The 16629-nt window shown below is 39.2% G+C and carries 20 protein-coding genes; 16 read left to right on the forward strand and 4 right to left on the reverse strand.

Annotation, left to right across the window (positions count from 1 at the left end; all coding sequences use genetic code 11):
* Window positions 1-7 precede the first annotated feature (7 nt).
* From J2743_RS05380 to J2743_RS05445, 14 genes are all read left to right on the forward strand, one after another.
* Window positions 8-169, forward strand: coding sequence for a 50S ribosomal protein L24e (locus J2743_RS05380; RefSeq protein ID WP_209625536.1), 162 nt, complete (start codon window positions 8-10; stop codon window positions 167-169).
* The gene (gene ndk / locus J2743_RS05385) at window positions 166-624 is read left to right on the forward strand and encodes a nucleoside-diphosphate kinase (RefSeq protein ID WP_209625537.1); all 459 of its coding nucleotides are present in this window, start codon (window positions 166-168) and stop codon (window positions 622-624) included. The genes J2743_RS05380 and ndk overlap by 4 nt, the downstream gene beginning before the upstream one ends.
* A gap of 112 nt (window positions 625-736) precedes the next feature.
* Window positions 737-2515, forward strand: a complete 1779-nt coding sequence (gene infB, locus J2743_RS05390; protein WP_209625538.1) for a translation initiation factor IF-2 — start codon at window positions 737-739, stop codon at window positions 2513-2515.
* 103 nt (window positions 2516-2618) lie between these two features.
* Complete coding sequence (locus J2743_RS05395) at window positions 2619-2996, forward strand: 30S ribosomal protein S6e (protein ID WP_209625539.1); 378 nt, start codon at window positions 2619-2621, stop codon at window positions 2994-2996.
* A gap of 18 nt (window positions 2997-3014) precedes the next feature.
* Entirely contained in the window at window positions 3015-4241 is a 1227-nt protein-coding gene (locus J2743_RS05400; protein ID WP_209625540.1) for a translation initiation factor IF-2 subunit gamma, read from the forward strand.
* 27 nt (window positions 4242-4268) lie between these two features.
* Window positions 4269-4628 (forward strand): type II toxin-antitoxin system VapC family toxin, encoded by a 360-nt coding sequence (locus tag J2743_RS05405; RefSeq protein ID WP_209625541.1) that lies wholly within the window; start codon window positions 4269-4271, stop codon window positions 4626-4628.
* A gap of 171 nt (window positions 4629-4799) precedes the next feature.
* Complete coding sequence (locus J2743_RS05410; RefSeq protein WP_209625542.1) at window positions 4800-5318, forward strand: inorganic diphosphatase; 519 nt, start codon at window positions 4800-4802, stop codon at window positions 5316-5318.
* 83 nt (window positions 5319-5401) lie between these two features.
* Window positions 5402-5980 carry a DNA-directed RNA polymerase gene (locus tag J2743_RS05415; protein ID WP_209625571.1) on the forward strand — a complete coding sequence of 193 codons (579 nt, stop codon included), beginning with the start codon at window positions 5402-5404 and terminating at the stop codon, window positions 5978-5980.
* Complete coding sequence (gene spt4, locus J2743_RS05420; RefSeq protein ID WP_209625543.1) at window positions 5981-6163, forward strand: transcription elongation factor subunit Spt4; 183 nt, start codon at window positions 5981-5983, stop codon at window positions 6161-6163.
* Window positions 6163-6669: a GTP-dependent dephospho-CoA kinase family protein gene (locus J2743_RS05425; protein WP_209625544.1), complete on the forward strand. Its 507-nt coding sequence runs from the start codon at window positions 6163-6165 to the stop codon at window positions 6667-6669. Before spt4 ends, J2743_RS05425 begins: the two co-directional genes overlap by 1 nt.
* Window positions 6670-6681: 12 nt before the next feature.
* Window positions 6682-6987 (forward strand): 30S ribosomal protein S24e, encoded by a 306-nt coding sequence (locus J2743_RS05430; RefSeq protein ID WP_209625545.1) that lies wholly within the window; start codon window positions 6682-6684, stop codon window positions 6985-6987.
* Between the two features lie 36 nt (window positions 6988-7023).
* Window positions 7024-7188: a 30S ribosomal protein S27ae gene (locus tag J2743_RS05435; protein WP_209625546.1), complete on the forward strand. Its 165-nt coding sequence runs from the start codon at window positions 7024-7026 to the stop codon at window positions 7186-7188.
* A gap of 58 nt (window positions 7189-7246) precedes the next feature.
* On the forward strand, window positions 7247-8650 hold the full coding sequence (argH, locus tag J2743_RS05440; RefSeq protein WP_209625547.1) for an argininosuccinate lyase: 1404 nt from the start codon (window positions 7247-7249) through the stop codon (window positions 8648-8650).
* A gap of 176 nt (window positions 8651-8826) precedes the next feature.
* Complete coding sequence (locus J2743_RS05445; protein ID WP_209625548.1) at window positions 8827-9513, forward strand: MBL fold metallo-hydrolase; 687 nt, start codon at window positions 8827-8829, stop codon at window positions 9511-9513.
* 134 nt (window positions 9514-9647) lie between these two features.
* Here the strand turns inward: J2743_RS05445 and J2743_RS05450 are convergent, their stop codons facing one another.
* Complete coding sequence (locus tag J2743_RS05450; RefSeq protein ID WP_209625549.1) at window positions 9648-9842, reverse strand: hypothetical protein; 195 nt, start codon at window positions 9840-9842, stop codon at window positions 9648-9650.
* Window positions 9843-9907: 65 nt separating this feature from the next.
* Window positions 9908-13489, reverse strand: a complete 3582-nt coding sequence (locus J2743_RS05455) for a pseudomurein-binding repeat-containing protein (RefSeq protein ID WP_209625550.1) — start codon at window positions 13487-13489, stop codon at window positions 9908-9910.
* A gap of 392 nt (window positions 13490-13881) precedes the next feature.
* On the opposite strand from J2743_RS05455, the gene J2743_RS05460 reads away from it, so the two are divergent.
* Window positions 13882-14022, forward strand: coding sequence for a DUF3096 domain-containing protein (locus J2743_RS05460; protein WP_209625551.1), 141 nt, complete (start codon window positions 13882-13884; stop codon window positions 14020-14022).
* Window positions 14023-14056: 34 nt separating this feature from the next.
* Here J2743_RS05460 and J2743_RS05465 read toward each other — a convergent pair whose 3' ends face one another.
* A complete protein-coding gene (locus J2743_RS05465) occupies window positions 14057-15184 on the reverse strand; it encodes a 7-cyano-7-deazaguanine synthase (protein WP_209625552.1) in 1128 nt (375 codons plus the stop codon).
* A gap of 87 nt (window positions 15185-15271) precedes the next feature.
* Window positions 15272-15742 carry a YbhB/YbcL family Raf kinase inhibitor-like protein gene (locus J2743_RS05470; protein WP_209625553.1) on the reverse strand — a complete coding sequence of 157 codons (471 nt, stop codon included), beginning with the start codon at window positions 15740-15742 and terminating at the stop codon, window positions 15272-15274.
* Window positions 15743-16020: 278 nt separating this feature from the next.
* On the opposite strand from J2743_RS05470, the gene hfoA1 reads away from it, so the two are divergent.
* Complete coding sequence (hfoA1, locus tag J2743_RS05475) at window positions 16021-16227, forward strand: histone HfoA1 (RefSeq protein WP_209625554.1); 207 nt, start codon at window positions 16021-16023, stop codon at window positions 16225-16227.
* Window positions 16228-16629: the final 402 nt, after the last annotated feature.

Raw genomic sequence — 16629 nt, forward strand, 5'->3', positions numbered from 1 at the left:
ACAAACCATGAGAACATGTTCATTCTGCGGAGAAAAAATAGAGGATGGCACCGGCAAGATGTACGTCAAAAAAGACGGCACGGTGTATCATTTCTGCAGCAGTAAATGTGAAAAAAATCGTATTAAACTCGGCAGAGTTCCCAGGAAGGTTAAGTGGGTTAAAAAATGATGCAAAAAAGTTTTGTGATGTTAAAACCTGATGCAGTCCTGAGAAAACTAACCGGGAAGATTTTAACCCGCTTTGAAGAAAGAGGACTTCAGATCCTGGCAGCAAAAATGATGGTAATTCCCCGCCAGCAGGCAGAGGAACACTACGCAGAACATCAAGAAAAACCTTTCTTCGGTGATCTAGTAGAATACATTACCTCTGGACCAGTTTTGGCCATGGTAATTGAAGGGGATGAATGCATCAGTCTCATCAGAAAAATGGTGGGAGCTACCAACCCCCAGGAAGCAGATTTAGGCACTATTCGTGGTGATTTTGCCCTGCAAACAGGACGAAACATTGTACATGCCTCAGATTCACCTGCCTCTGCAGAAAGGGAAATTGCACTATTTTTCCAGGACGAAGAAATCTGCCAGTACCAACTTCCAGACCGGGAACTGGTATATGAAGAACCATAACTCCCTGGAAATCTTATAAGATAAATTCAGGGAAGAAAAGAAGAAATTTCATTAAACAAATAGGGAATTCCAAATTTTATTCCCTTACACTTTTTAAGGCCGGAGGATAACCTTGAAAATTAGATCACCTATCGTATCTGTTCTGGGTCATGTGGACCATGGGAAAACAACACTCCTAGACTTCATCAGAGGCAGTGCCATAGCCCAGAAGGAAGCTGGTGGAATAACTCAACATATAGGTGCCACTGAAATCCCCATGGAAGTCATTGAAAACATTTGTGGGGCTTTCCTGGACAAATTAGAGATTAAAGAAACCCTTCCCGGCTTGTTCTTCATAGACACCCCTGGTCATGAGGCATTCACCACCCTTCGTAAGAGGGGAGGTGCCCTGGCAGATCTGGCAATCCTTATTGTGGATGTTAATGAGGGATTTAAACCCCAAACTTACGAAGCACTTAACATCCTTAAAATGTATAAAACTCCATTTGTAGTGGCTGCCAATAAGATTGATAGAATATACGGTTGGCAGACACACGAGGGATCATCATTTTCCCAGACTTACCAACAACAACCTCCTAATGTGCAGAGTGCCCTGGATACCCAGGTCTATGAGTTAGTGGGAATACTGCACCAGGAAGGTTTCGAGTCTGAACGCTTTGACCGGGTGGAAAACTTTGCCAGACAGGTAAGTATCATCCCCATCAGTGCCAAAAGCGGAGAGGGTATAGCAGAACTGTTAACCATGCTACTTGGACTGGCTCAACAGTACCTTAAAGAACAGTTGCAGATAGAAACCGACGCCCCAGCTAAAGGAACAATTTTGGAAGTTAAAGAAGAAGTTGGACTGGGAACTACCATCGACGCAGTCATATATGATGGTATTATAGGCCACAAGGATACTATTGTCCTTACAACCCCTGATGACGTAATTACCACCAAAATACGGTCACTTTTAAAGCCAAAAGCTTTAGAAGAGATTAGAGAAGCTAAAAAACGTTTCAAAAAGGTGGATGAGGTGGTGGCAGCTGCTGGTATTAAGATCGTGGCCCCTAACATTGATAATGTCATGTCTGGCTCTCCACTTAGAGTGGCAAGGGAAGATCTGGCAGAAGTTAAAGAAGACATACTGCACGAAATTGAGGATATAAAAGTCGATGCTGATGAATTAGGAGTCATAGTTAAAGCAGACACTTTAGGATCCTTGGAAGCACTGGTGAACATGCTTCAGGAGATGGAAGTGCCCATTCGTGCCGCAGACATTGGTGATGTTTCCCGGAGAGATGTAATAAATGCATCCATAGTTAGACAGGAAGATGAACTTTCAGGGGTTATTATCGCCTTTAATGTTAAGATACTGCCTTCGGCAGACAAGGAAATCCAAAACACTGAACTTAAAATATTCTCTGCTGATGTAATTTATCAGTTAACCGAAGATTACCAAGAATGGGTTCAGGCTGCTCAAAAACGCAGGAAAAAGGAATGGTTTGCTGCAATAATAAAACCTGGTAAAATACGTATCATACCAAAACTGGTTTTCAGACAGAGTAAACCTGCCATAGCTGGGATTGAAGTCCTGGGTGGTAGTATCAAAAAGGGTTACAGTCTCATGAACCAGGATGGCCTACGAGTAGGTGTGGTTGAAAGTATGCAGGATAAAGGAGATAACCTACCCTCAATATCCAAGGGACAAAAAGTGGCCATGGCCATAAAAGATGGAGTTTTCGGCCGCAATTTAGATGAGGGTGATGTGTTATACGTGGACATTCCCGAAAACCATTATAAAGTCCTTGAAAACGAGATGAAAACTGATCTCAGTGATGATGAAACAGAAATACTGTTGGAAACTGTGGATATCAAAAGGAAAGATGAATCGAACTGGGGAATTTACTAATAAATCCAGAATACAGCTATAATATATTGAATCATCATTAATTAGATGGAAAACGATAAATAATATGAAAATAAAACACCAAAAATAAGATGGAGGAGATAGATTGGCATTTAAATTAATTATTTCCCAAGATGAAAACAGCCATCAGCTGGAAGTGGAAGCTGCTGAGTCTAAAAAATTAATCGGACTAAAAATCGGCGACGAATTCGATGCTTCACCAGTGGGTCTTGCAGGATACACCCTTTGCATTACTGGAGGAAGCGATAAAAACGGTTTTCCCATGAAAAAAGACGTTGAAGGATCCAGAAGGATAAAAAGCCTCCTTTCGAAGGGAGTTGGATTCCAACCAAAACGAAAAGGAGAAAGAAGGAGAAAAACCGTCCGTGGAAACACAATATCTGATGATATAGTCCAGATTAACACAGTAGTAGTAAAGAAAGGTTCCAAATCCGTAGAAGATCTTCTAAACAGCGATGAGTAAAGATGATAGGTGTGACCAGTGAAAGTACAGTCTGAAGTAAACATTGGGCTAGTGGGGCATGTTGACCATGGTAAAACCACCCTCACCAAGGCCTTGTCAGGTATATGGACCGACACCCATAGTGAGGAAACAAAGAGAGGTATTTCTATCCGTTTAGGTTATGCTGATATAACCTTCAGGAGATGTATGCAATGTCCCGAACCCCAGTGCTACACCACTGCCTTGGTGTGTGAACACTGTGGTAGTGAAACACAGACTCTCCGTAAAGTTTCTTTTGTGGACTCACCAGGACACGAAACCCTCATGGCAACCATGCTCTCTGGAGCAGCCATTATGGACGGTGCAGTGTTGGTTATAGCGGCCAATGAATCCTGCCCCCAACCACAAACCAAAGAACATTTAATGGCACTGGATGTTATAGGTGTTAAGGAAGTTATTGTGGTTCAAAACAAGATCGACATTGTATCCAAGGAGAGGGCCCTGGAAAGTTACCAGGAGATCAAAGAATTCGTGAAGGGAACCTGTGCTGAAGACGCTCCAATTATACCAGTATCAGCTCAACAGGGAGCTAACATAGATATTCTCATTGAAAGCATTCAACACATAATAAGAACACCCCGACGTTCACTTAGGAAGGCACCCCGTATGCACGTGGCCCGTTCCTTTGACATTAACCGACCTGGTTGCAGTCCTGAAAAGATCCAGGGAGGAGTTATAGGAGGATCACTTATCCAGGGAAAACTGCATCTGGGTGATGAGATTGAAATCAAACCAGGAATACAGGTGAAAGATAAAGGTAAATTAAAATGGATGAGCCTTTACTCAAAGGTTACTGGATTAAATGGTGGTGGGGAAGCTGTGGATGAAGTAGGTCCTGGAGGACTCATTGGAGTTGCCACCAAACTGGACCCTGCACTTACCAAAGCAGATTCTCTTTCTGGATCCGTAGCCGGGAAACCAGGATCCCTACCCGACATAATGCACCAGTTCACCATGAAAACCCACTTACTGGATCGAGTGGTGGGTACTAAAGAAGAGAAGAAAGTAAATCCTATAAAATCGTCTGAACCCCTCATGATTAACATTGGCACCGCTACCACCATTGGAGTGGTCACCAGCGCACGTAAAAAAGAAGCTGAAGTGAAACTTAAGCTACCAGTATGCGCTGAATCTGGTCAGAGAGTTGCTCTTTCCAGAAGAGTGGGTGCCAGGTGGAGATTGATTGGTTATGGAATCATACGCTAAACAGGCAGTTATAGACGCAAATTTTTTATGATGGCAGCCCAGTTCCCACTGGATCTGGTAGAGGAACTGGAACGCACCCTGCCATCTTACCATCTTTGTGTGCCTTCACCAGTCCTATATGAACTGGAAAAAATAAAAAAAAGAAGTAAAGGCAAAAATAGAACAGCGGCCTCCATAGCCCTTAAAATAGCAAAGGTTCCACCCTTCGAAACCAAAAAAATGGATCTCATGAAGGGGGAAAGTGTGGATGATGCCCTGCTCCGCATATCCAAGGTTTTATGCACCAACGATAGACAGTTAAGAAACAGGGCAAGAGAAAAAGAAATCACCGTGGTTTATTTACGCCAAAGACGATATTTAGCTGTGGATGGACATCTTAAGATTTAATATAAATCTTGATAATCACCAAATAAACACGTTTATCTTAAATCCTCATTAAATCACTTTAATCATATAATTTCAAACAAAGCATGTGAAAAATAAATAAATCATTAAAATCATAATACTATTCATTAAATTTCGTAAATTATTATCTATCTTGTGTGGAGGAACTTGAATATGAATCTCTGGAAGGACGTAAAAACCGGGCCATCAGCTCCTGAAGTGGTATATGCAGTTATTGAAATACCTAAAGGATCTCGAAACAAGTATGAATATGATAAGGATATGGAAGCATTTGCCCTGGATAGGGTGCTTTATTCCCCATTCCATTACCCTGCTGAATATGGTATAATACCACAGACTCTTTACGATGATGGTGATCCCATGGATATTCTAGTCATCATGGACCAGGCCACCTTCCCAGGATGCGTAATTGATGCCCGTCCCATAGGCATGATGCGCATGATAGATGGAGGGGACCAGGATGACAAGATCCTGGCTGTTCCAGTGGAAGATCCACACTATAAAGATGTGCAAGACATCAATGATGTGCCTCAAGCTTTCCTGGATGAGGTAGCTCACTTCTTTGCAGAGTACAAAAGACTGGAAGGAAAAGAAACTGAAATTCTTGGATGGGAAAATGCTACCAAGGCTAAAAAAGCCATAGTTCACTCCATGGAATTGTACCAGGAATAAATAATAAAAAAAGTTATGTTCAATGATTTAACTCATTAGATAAATACTAAAAAAACTATAATTGAGGGATTTATTTGTATTTAATATCCAAAATAGATGACACAGTAAGAATCCCACCCAACCGGTTTGATGAACCTCTGAAAGAGGTGGCCAGCGAGATAATAAATGAATCCTACGTTGGCAAAATTGACAAAAAAATGGGATTAATGGTCACTGTAAAAGACATAGAAAAAATAGGGGTGGGTAAAGTCATAATGGGTGACGGAGCCGCCTACCATGAGGTAGTATTTACAGCCCTGTTTTTCAAACCAGAATTACACGAAATCGTGGAAGGAGAAGTTATTGAAGTAACCGAATTCGGAGCCTTTATACGAATCGGACCCATGGACGGATTAGTACACGTGTCTCAGGTAACTGATGATTACATAAACTATGATGGAAAAAGAGGGGCGTTAATTGGAAAAGAATCCAAGAAAACATTAGAAGAAGGTAACCGAGTACGTGCCAGAATCGTGGCCCTTAGCCTGAAGGGTAAATCTTCCAAAGAAACCAAAATCGGCCTCACCATGAGACAACCCAACCTTGGACGTTTAGAATGGATAGAAAAAGAAAAAGAGAAAAAAAGTAAAAAGGGAAAGAAAGGTAAAAAGGAGAAAAAATAAATGGTCACCAAAGCATGCACACGGTGTCACCGACTCATGGAAGAAGACAGATGTGCTGTCTGTAATATGGCCACTTCCAAAAACTGGAGTGGTTTTTTAATTATTGTGGATCCTGAAAACTCACCCATTGCCCAGGAACTACAGATCACGTTACCTGGAGAATATGCACTGAGGGTTCGCTAGTGCTAATACTAAAAAAAAAATTACGATCAGACTTGAAAAAACCATTAGGAGATCTCTATCCCTCTTTGGATGATGTGGAGGATTTTCTAAAATCAAAATATGCTGATGACTTGTTAATTTCCGTGGGTGATGTAACCACCCATAATCTGCAGAAAGCAGGATTAATCCCCCACCTGGGAATCATTGACAATATTGTAGAAAGAAACCCCGCATCCTATGATATGGTCTATGATAATGTAACTTTAAATGTGAAAAACCCCCCGGGAGCTATAACCGACGAGTTGCAAGAGACTATCAAAAAAGCATTCAAACTGGTTAAATCCGGTTTTCATGTTTTAATCCTGGTGGACGGTGAAGAAGACCTGGCAGTTATCCCCTGCATCTTAACAGCCCCAACCGGATCTCTTGTTCTTTATGGACAGCCTGGTGAGGGTTTAGTGGTTTGTGAAGTTGATAAGGTTATAAATAAGGTTAAAAAGTTTAAAGATAAATTAGAGGAACAATAAGGAGAGAATATCATGGAGATAGACATTAAAGAACAGGTTGAAAATCCCGTTTTAAACCGAACTGAAATACACTTTGACTGCATTTACCAGGGAGAATCCACTCCAAAAGTACTGGAAATTAAAAATCGACTCGTTGCACAGTTAGATGTGGACAAAAACTTATTAGTGGTTGATAATGTAAAACCCAGCTTTGGTGAAGGCAAAGCCAATGGTTATGCTAAGTTATATGATTCTGAAGAAAAACTGGTTCAAATAGAAAAACAGCACGTTCTGGAAAAGAATAAAGAACCAGTTAAAGAAGAAGAATCAGAAGAATAATGGTAATCATCCGAATTAGTTAGGAGAGATGGAATAATGAAAAAATTCGAATTATACGAAGTCAAAGATAACAAAATCGTCCGCAAAAACCCTGAATGTGTGCGATGCTCCCACGGTGTTTTCATGGCAGATCATGGCGACCGTTACGCCTGTGGAAAATGTGGTTACACCCAGTGGAAGAATAAAAACGACAAAAAATAATGATGCAAGTTAATGTAAAATAAATAAAAGATCAATTTAAAATAAAAGGTGTGTTTTTTTGAATCTCCGCTCTGGAAGACTTAAAGGGCAGATGAAGGGTGAAGTTGCTGATTTCACATCATCCCTGGAATTTGACCGTCGTATCTTCCAGGCAGATGTTCGTTGCAACCAGGCACACACCACCATGCTCATTGAGCAGGGAATCATCCCCAGTGATATTGGGAAAAAGATCCTCAAAGCCCTGGATGAACTTGAAAAGGAAGGTATCACCGCTCTGAAACTGGATTCTGCTGTTGAAGATATTCACATGGCTGTGGAAAACTATGTGACCAGTAAAATCGGACCTGAAGCCGGTTTCATGCACACTGCCAAGTCACGTAACGACCAGGTGGCAACCGACCTTAGAATAGCATTGAAAGAAGAAATTGAAGAAATAGAAAAGGAACTACTGCTTTTTATTAAGATTACCATCCAGATGGCTCAGAATCATTTGGATAGCATAATGGTAGGCTACACTCACTTGCAACATGCTCAGCCCACCACTTTTGCCCATCACCTTATTTCTTACGCTCAAGCACTTAAAAGGGATTATGGAAGGCTTTATGATGCTTATCATCGGATGAACCTATGTCCTTTGGGTTCAGCTGCACTCACCACCACCAGTTTCCCCATTAACAGGGAGCAAACTGCTAAACTACTTGGATTTTCCGGTCCCATGGAAAACTCCATTGACGGGGTTAGCAGCCGGGATTTTATAGCTGAAACTGTTTTCGCCCTTACTCTTCTGGGAACCACCCTATCCAAGATTTCAGAGGAGCTCATTATCTGGAGTACTTATGAATTCCGTATGGTGGAATTGGCAGATGAATTCTCATCAACATCATCCATAATGCCCCAAAAAAAGAATCCTGATGTTGCAGAGATTGTTCGGGGAAAAACTGCCGTGTTAAACGGTGAATTAGTTACCATTCTTACCATCATCAAATCATTACCCCAGAGCTACAACCGGGACCTGCAGGAAGTCACACCACACCTATGGAAAGCTACTGACACATTGCACTCTGCACTGAGGATCACCCGGGAGATGTTAGCCTCGGCAGAGTTTAAGGATGAGCGGGGTGAAGAACTGGCCCGAGCCAACTTCTCAGCAGCCACTGAACTGGCAGACCTTATGGTTAAAGAGGGAGGATTACCCTTCAGAACCGCCCACCAGATAGTGGGAAGAACTGTAAGCACTGCCCTGGATAAAGGTATGAAAGCTGAAGATGTTGATGCCCAGTTTCTGGATGATATTTCACAGGAATTGACTGGTAAAACCCTAGGCATAGATGAATCAATTGTGAAAAAGGCACTTGACCCCCAAGAAATCATTGGAAGTCGAAAAGTGATTGGTGGTCCTGCACCCTCCATGGTGCAGGAAGTGATTGATAACTTGAGGGAATTCGTTGATAATCCCTCCTAGAATATCTTTTTCTTTATTTTTGCATTAATACCCAATTAAAGTTTCATTATATTCTTATCTTGTATTTTATCCAAGTCTCAGAGTAATACAAAAATAAGAAAAAATATAAATTTCATGAGCATTTAGTAAAATTATGGTAACTAAATGGGAGTAGGAAACAGAGAGGAGGGGTTAAAATGTTAAAATTGTCTGTGGTTTATGATAACAATCAAAAAAGAGAGGATCTAACCCCATCATGGGGCTTTTCTTCCTTTATTAAAACACATGATAAATCCGTGTTATTTGATACTGGTGCAGATTCTCAGATACTCATGGATAATATGGAGAAAATGGGATTAGATCCCCATGATATTAATGCGATAATCATCTCTCACACCCACCGTGATCATACTGGTGGTTTGAGGGAACTGTTAAGGATCAATTCCAGTGCCAGTGTATATGTGCCAAATACAGGATTTAAAAGGAAACTGGAAAATAAGAAAAACGATGTGTTCCAGATCAGGAATTACCAGGAAATTTATCCTGGGATTTCAGTTATAAGCCATAACAATACCCAGGCACTGGTTTTAGATGGTGAAAATGGAATGTTCATGGCAGTGTCCCGTATACCTACAAAAGCCCTTGAAATAATGAAAAAAGCTCGAAAATTGATGGATAAAGATATTAATTTTCTTTTGGGTGGTTTTTGCCTTCACAACTCCTCAGAAACAGCAAAGATAATAAAGCCTATGGAACGATTAGGTGTCAGGAAAATCATGATCTGTCATTGTTGTGGGGAGTTGGATGAAAAGATTCTGATGGAAAAATTTGCAGGGGATTGTATTAGAGCAGGCGTTGGAAGCAGAAGCATGATCCAAGTTTAACTTTCCATGTCTTGAAATATTTTTTAAATCATGAAAAAGATAATCCTGATTTCAATTATAAAAAGATTTGAAAGATGAATAAAACCAAACCCTCGCATTATACAGTGATTATCCCATATTTTAATGTTCTGTGATTAACTTCCTCTGATAAGTTTTCTCTGGAGTTTAGCCATCTTTTTTGCTTCTTTAACCTGTTTTTCCAGATTACCATCTTCTACTACTATGGAACCTTGATAACCACAGTTTTCACATTTCCATGTCCCTGAATCTGGAATGAACAACTTATATTTTTTTGAATTACACGCAGGACACGTTCTGGTTTTTACCATTTTACCACATCTACTTTTTTTTGATCAATATCTCTTACAAAACATGATTATTAACCTTATGGTAGTTAATAAGTTAAGGAATCAACCACCAACACAAATTGATTCATCTGATTACATTGTGTCCCATAGGATGAATAATAGTATAGTTCAACGATTACCGCTGGAATTCCACCTCTGATTAATGGAATGGTTACATACTGTGGACTGGTGGAATATGGTGGAGTATAGTAAGATAACCATGATATCTTATTTTTGATCTTCCAGGCAATTGTTTGTGATGTTGTGCCTGAGACTGGACTGAATATGAATTTGTTTTTAGACCAGCTCCCTATGTTGTTATGAACATCTACAGCTAATTTAAATTTATTTTTCTTAATATTTGGCACCACAAGATATTTAGCAAGTAATTGACCATTCATACGTCCTCTTTCGTAGTTACTCGCATATTTAGTCACTGTAACTTGGTAAACATAGTAACAGTAATCCAGAGAGGTATCATATTTTTTGATTGCCCTTAAAAATGCCTGGTGTGTAGTTGATTCTAATGGATGCACCCCGATGATGTAGGCTATTTTAACTGAGGAATCTCTATTTCCAAATGGCCCTATCTTCACAACTTTACCATAACTCGTGCTTCCTAAAGATGTGACAGTTCCCCACCATGGTCCCACACCTACCGAACTTGGCAGAGTATCGTGCTGATCATAATAGTCCATTACTCTGGAGAATGTGTAAACCATGTTATAATATCCGAAGTATTTTCCTAGGTTGCTGTAGGACGAATATTTTGGTGCTTTCCAGTAACGTTCCATGTACCTTTGAACCCTTCCAGCAATGTCTGAATATTTATCTAAATTTATTGACCCACTACTTTGACTGTCAAATGAAGAAGCAGATGAACAGTAATTGTAATAATAAACAGATCCTGCCGCGTTATTATTGATATCGTTCACAGCTGTAGTTAATATCAGTAAGAATGAAGACATTCCCACTTTAACACCGTTAATCGTTACAGAACTGGGAAGTTTATGATTATTATTCACATAGTTCTTCACGTAAGTTGCAGCATCAGCCACCTGGTCAATGGTGAATTTATTCCAAGGAACTACTGCAAAAGTAGTAGGTAATGATCCCGTGCTATTGTAAGTGTTCAGGATTTTGCTGTAGGTGTAAATTAGATTCTGATACCCGAAATAACTTCCCAAACCACTGTAAGAAGAGTAGTTAGGAGCTACTAAGTAGCGATCCATGTATCTCTGCACCCTACCTGCAACAGAAACGTAGGTAGCCAGAGGCATGTTACCCCAATGAATTAACTCTTTAGGTGAGCTAGCAGTTTTATAATTACCAGTGATACTCGTAGCTGTAGTGTCCTTATTATAAATTTTCTGAGTCACAGTAGTTAAAAGTTTAAGAAACGTTGGCATGTTAAGGGTAGTGGTAAACGATTCCCCTCTAAGATTAGTTCCACTAATAAGCACACCACTCGGGAGATCTTGATTAATTTCCACATATTCCTGAACCCAACCAGCAGCCTCAACAGTCTCATCAATAGTGAAAGTTCCAGCAAAATTAACAATAATATTCCAGGGCATCACTTTTATGTTGACAGGTAATGATCCCGTACTATTGTAAGAGTTCAGGATTTTGCTGTAGGTGTAAATGAGATTATGATATCCGAAGTATTTTCCCAGGGTAGAATAAGAGGAATAGTTAGGGGCTTTTAAGTAACGATCCATGTATCTCTGCACTTTACCTGCAACAGAAACATAAGAAACTAAAGATAGAGTACCAGTTTTTTGATTGTCCCTAGGTGAACTGGCAGTTTTATAATTACCAGTGATACTCGTAGCTGTAATGTCCTTATTATAAATTTTCTGAGTCACAGTAGTTAAAAGTTTAAGAAACGTTGGCATGTTAAGGGTAGTGGTAAACGATTCCCCTCTAAGATTAGTTCCACTAATAAGCACACCACTCGGGAGATCTTGATTGGTTTCCACATATTCCTGAACCCAACCAGCAGCCTCAACAGTCTCATCAATAGTGAAACTACCAACAAAATTAACAACATAACTCCACGGCACTACCCTCACACCCGCAGGCAACGAACCCGTACTATTATAAGTGTTCAGGATTTTGCTGTAGGTGTAAATGAGATTATGATATCCGAAGTATTTTCCCAGGGTAGAATAAGAGGAATAGTTAGGGGCTTTTAAGTAGCGATCCATGTATCTCTGCACTTTACCTGCAACAGAAACATAAGAAACTAAAGATAAGGTACCCCTTTTTTGATTGTCCCTAGGTGAACTGGCAGTTTTATAATTACCAGTGATACTCGTAGCTGTAGTGTCCTTATTATAAATTTTCTGGGTCACAGTAGTTAAAAGTTTAAGAAACGTGGGCATGTTAAGGGTAGTGGTAAACGATTCCCCTCTAAGATTAGTTCCACTAATAAGCACACCACTCGGGAGATCTTGATTGGTTTCCACATATTCCTGAACCCAACCAGCAGCCTCAACAGTCTCATCAATAGTGAAACTACCAGCAAAATTAACAACATAACTCCACGGCACTACCCTCACATCCGCAGGTAACGAACCCGTACTATTATAAGTGTTCAAGATTTTGCTGTAGGTGTAAATGAGATTCTGATATCCGAAATAACTTCCCAGAGAACTGTAAGAAGAATAGTTAGGAGCTTTAAAGTAACGATCCATGTATCTCTGCACTTTACCTGCAACAGAAACATAAGAAGCTAAAGATAAGGTACCCATTTTTTGATTGTCCCTAGGTGAACTGGCAGTTTTATAATCTCCAGTGATACCCGTGGCTGTAGTGTCCTTATTATAAATTTTTTGGGTCACAGTAGTTAAAAGTTTAAGAAACGTTGGCATGTTAAGGGTAGTGGTAAACGATTCCCCTCTAAGATTAATTCCACTAATAAGCACACCACTCGGGAGCTTTTGATTGGTTTCCACATATTCCTGAACCCAACCAGCAGCCTCAACAGTCTCATCAATAGTGAAACTACCAGCAAAATTAACAATAAGATTCCAGGGCATCACTTTTATGTTGACAGGTAATGATCCCGTACTATTATAAGTGTTCAAGATTTTGCTGTAGGTGTAAATGAGATTCTGATACCCGAAATAACTTCCCAGAGAACTATAAGAAGAATAGTTAGGAGCTTTAAAGTGACGATCCATGTATCTCTGCACCCTCCCTGCGATTGAAATGTAGGTGGACTGAGAGATGGCGCCAATTTGTTGGTTATCTTTGGGTGATGTAGGAGCGTTGCATTTTATATATTCAACATTTCTGGTGTCTTTGTTGTAGATTCTCTGAGTTACAGTGGTTAAAAGTTCCAGGAATGAAGGCATGTTCACATCTATGCCATTTATAGTCACATAAGCAGGAAGTTCTTGGTTGGTTTCTATGTATTCCTGAACCCAACTGCTTGCTTCAATTATCTGATCTTGGGTGAATGTCACACTTCCAGCAGCAGCATATTTAGTTTCAGTGTCTGTTGTTGGATCCGTCTGGTTATCAGTTGGTGTTTGATTATCAGATGTGCCTTCTATTAAAGTTTGGCTGTTATTAGTTGTGTTTATTGAATTATTTTCTTCAGTTGCGCTTACTACGCTCATGCCAAGAACCATTACTAAGCTAAATATCAATATTGTAATAACTGCTGTGTTTCGTTTGATTGTAACACTCTCCTCCCCATCAAGAAAATTTGTATGAAATTTAATTTTGTGATGAATAAGATCATTTTTACACGTTATATAAATTTTCTGATCTTTTTTCAAAAAAGATAAGGTTTTCCTATCATTTTCTCAGGATTAATAACGTCATAGATGATCAAATTTGTTGTACATGGTTTGTGGTTTATTTTTTAATCTATTACATCTCTACAAAGTAATCCCTATATATTCTTTAAAAAAAGTTTAGGGAAAATTTGACAAGTTTAAGCCTGATTAATCAAATTTTTGATAATATTTAAAAATGTTTATATACATTATTTTACAAAAAGGATAGCATGAAAGAAGACACTACACGTGAAATAATCTCTATAATCGCTATTATTTTAGGGGTTTTAATGCTTATTTACCCCCAACTGGTAGGATACCTTGCAGGATTATTCCTGATAATATATGGTATACTGGAACTTATCAAGTAACTCATTAAAAAAAAGTTTCTAAATCAGTACGATATTATAGCATGCCAGTAATCTGATCTAAGGCCTCACCTGGCTCCAGTACTCCTGCCCTAGTTTCTCTTAGAACCCTCTGGATGGAAAAACGTCTCATGTGAGGCTGTTTTTTATGTACCACCCCCAACAAGGGACATCCATAGCTATGCCTTTTTTTAACCCCCCATTTGTTAGTTATGTCTTTAACATCGCCTTTTTTAAAAGATAACACCGCAGGGAGGTTAATTCTCAAAACTTCACCTTCCTTCTGGAAAGAATTTGCTCCGGTAGATAGAAGATCTCCATATATAATAAAAGGAATTCTGTTTTCCCTAGCAAATCCCATTATGGTTTGTTCAATAATCCCAGAACATCTTCCACAGGGGTGGAATCGTCCCTCCAGGGAACCATCAATGAGTTCCTGCATATTCACATCCAGATAGATGTGTTCTACCCCAAGTTTTCCGGCGAGTTTTTCTGCACTCTCCTGAAAATAACTAGGAAGAATGATATCCCCCGGGTTTACAGTGACAGCCAGGGGATTGAATCCCAATATTTTGGCAATTATCAGGGACGCGCTGCTGTCCACACCTCCTGATAATGCCACCACAGTTCTAAGTTTATCTTGTTTAATTTCAAGAATGTCGCTTTCCATCTCAGAACCTGTTTCTTCTATCTCAAGATTGTTTTCACTCTTTTTATTAACTTTTTCACCATGAAATTCATCAGTAGTCAGTTCAGTATAATTGAACTTCTGCAAAAGAGATTCAACATTGTAAGGATTGTTTATACGATCTTCAAGGAGATTAGCTAAACTAAGAAGGGGCATGTTCTCAGGGTAGTTGTATTCTGTAATAATCTCTTTTAATTTAACCAGGGCAAGTTTCATTCGGTACAATGGAACTATAAAATCAGAATAGGCTTCAACATGGATGGAATCAACTCCCAATTCTTCACGGAGTCTGCCCACTACCCAACCTCCCTTGCCGATTATCACTGATTTTTCAGGACGATCCGGAGTTATGATTAGAAGATTTCTGGTTTTTTTTTCAAAAAATAGGTTAGATATACCAACTTCAACATCTTTATGACCTATATCCCTTCTTATTCTAGTGATTAATGATATCAATTCCTGTTTTTGAATTTTCAAGAGTAGTTCCCCAGTTATATATAAAAAAATCATTAGGTGAAAAAAACCAAGAGTATGCTAAAAAAGATATGAAACTAATGCCCAATGTCATTTCCGGGTGTAAGTCCCCCTTAACTGACCTTCATCAAGTACATGGTTTTCCATGGCTTTTAAAAGTTCTCCTTTGGTAGTTCCTGCAGGAAGGTCCAGTTTAGTATCTAAGACATAGACTTTGAAGTAATAGCGGTGAGTTCCACTTGGTGGGCAGGGTCCACTGTATCCGATATTTCCCCAGCTGTTAGCACCCTGCTTTGCACCATTTTCAAGTTGTTCCCGGGGCATCACCATCTCTGGTAAGCTGCTGGTTTCAGGGGGCAGATTAAAAATCACCCAGTGGATCCAGGTGCCCCCTGGTGCGTCAGGATCATCACATATAATGGCCATACTACCCTCATCAGGTATTAATAACCGGGAAAGATTCCAATTGAGGGGAGGGGAAATATTTGAACCTTCACAACTATATTTGGGAGGTATAGGCTGTCCATCATCAAATGCTGTGCTTGAAACTTTCATAACCATCAAAATCATCCCTACTTGTGTTAATTTTCTTATATTTTCTGTTTAACATTTATACGGCAAACTATTTATATGTGGAGTGGTTTTACAACACCCCATTGGATGCTGGTTTTAAGTATAAGGAACTTATGATCATAGACACTTGTAACTGAATGTTGAACTTACCCATTGCCAATTATGGTTTTCAAAGTGAACATCTTTAAGGTTAAGGGTAATCCATAAGCAAAAGATCGACAAACTTAAATATAATGTGGTCCCTATAAATCAATGAGGTGATTAACATGGCTGAATTGCCAATTGCTCCAGTAGGAAGGATCATTAAAAATGCTGGTGCTCCAAGAGTAAGTGACGATGCAAGAGACGCATTAGCTAAAGTATTAGAAGAAAAAGGCGAATCTATCGCTTCAGAAGCTGTTAAACTAGCTAAACACGCAGGACGAAAAACTGTTAAAGCATCAGATATAGAAATGGCTGTTAAAGCAGCCTAATCTTTTCTTTTTTTCTTTAATATTATTTTTAAGTTAATTAACCCTTCTTAACAGTTATGGATCTGGTTGTTATCCATCCTGTTGTAAAGTGAAGAATCACTAAAAGGATCATTCTCCTTTTGTATGAATATAAATTCCAATCCCAATCTGATATCAATGAGAAAAATATTATAATCCCAGGATTAATATAATTCTAACAATAGAGAATTTCGATTATCTGTTAGATCTTTGGATATTTAAATTTTTTATTGGATTGAATTCATGGTTTAAACTGTTTAATTTGGCAAATACATATATTTATATGGTATTATGTTTATAAGAGTATTATGAAGTCTTTTGAGAACTATTTCATGAATAAGCAGTATGAGCGTGTCAAGGAACTTGGTGATAAGTTAGCTGAGA

The sequence above is a fragment of the Methanobacterium petrolearium genome (assembly GCF_017873625.1).
Classification (GTDB): domain Archaea; phylum Methanobacteriota; class Methanobacteria; order Methanobacteriales; family Methanobacteriaceae; genus Methanobacterium; species Methanobacterium petrolearium.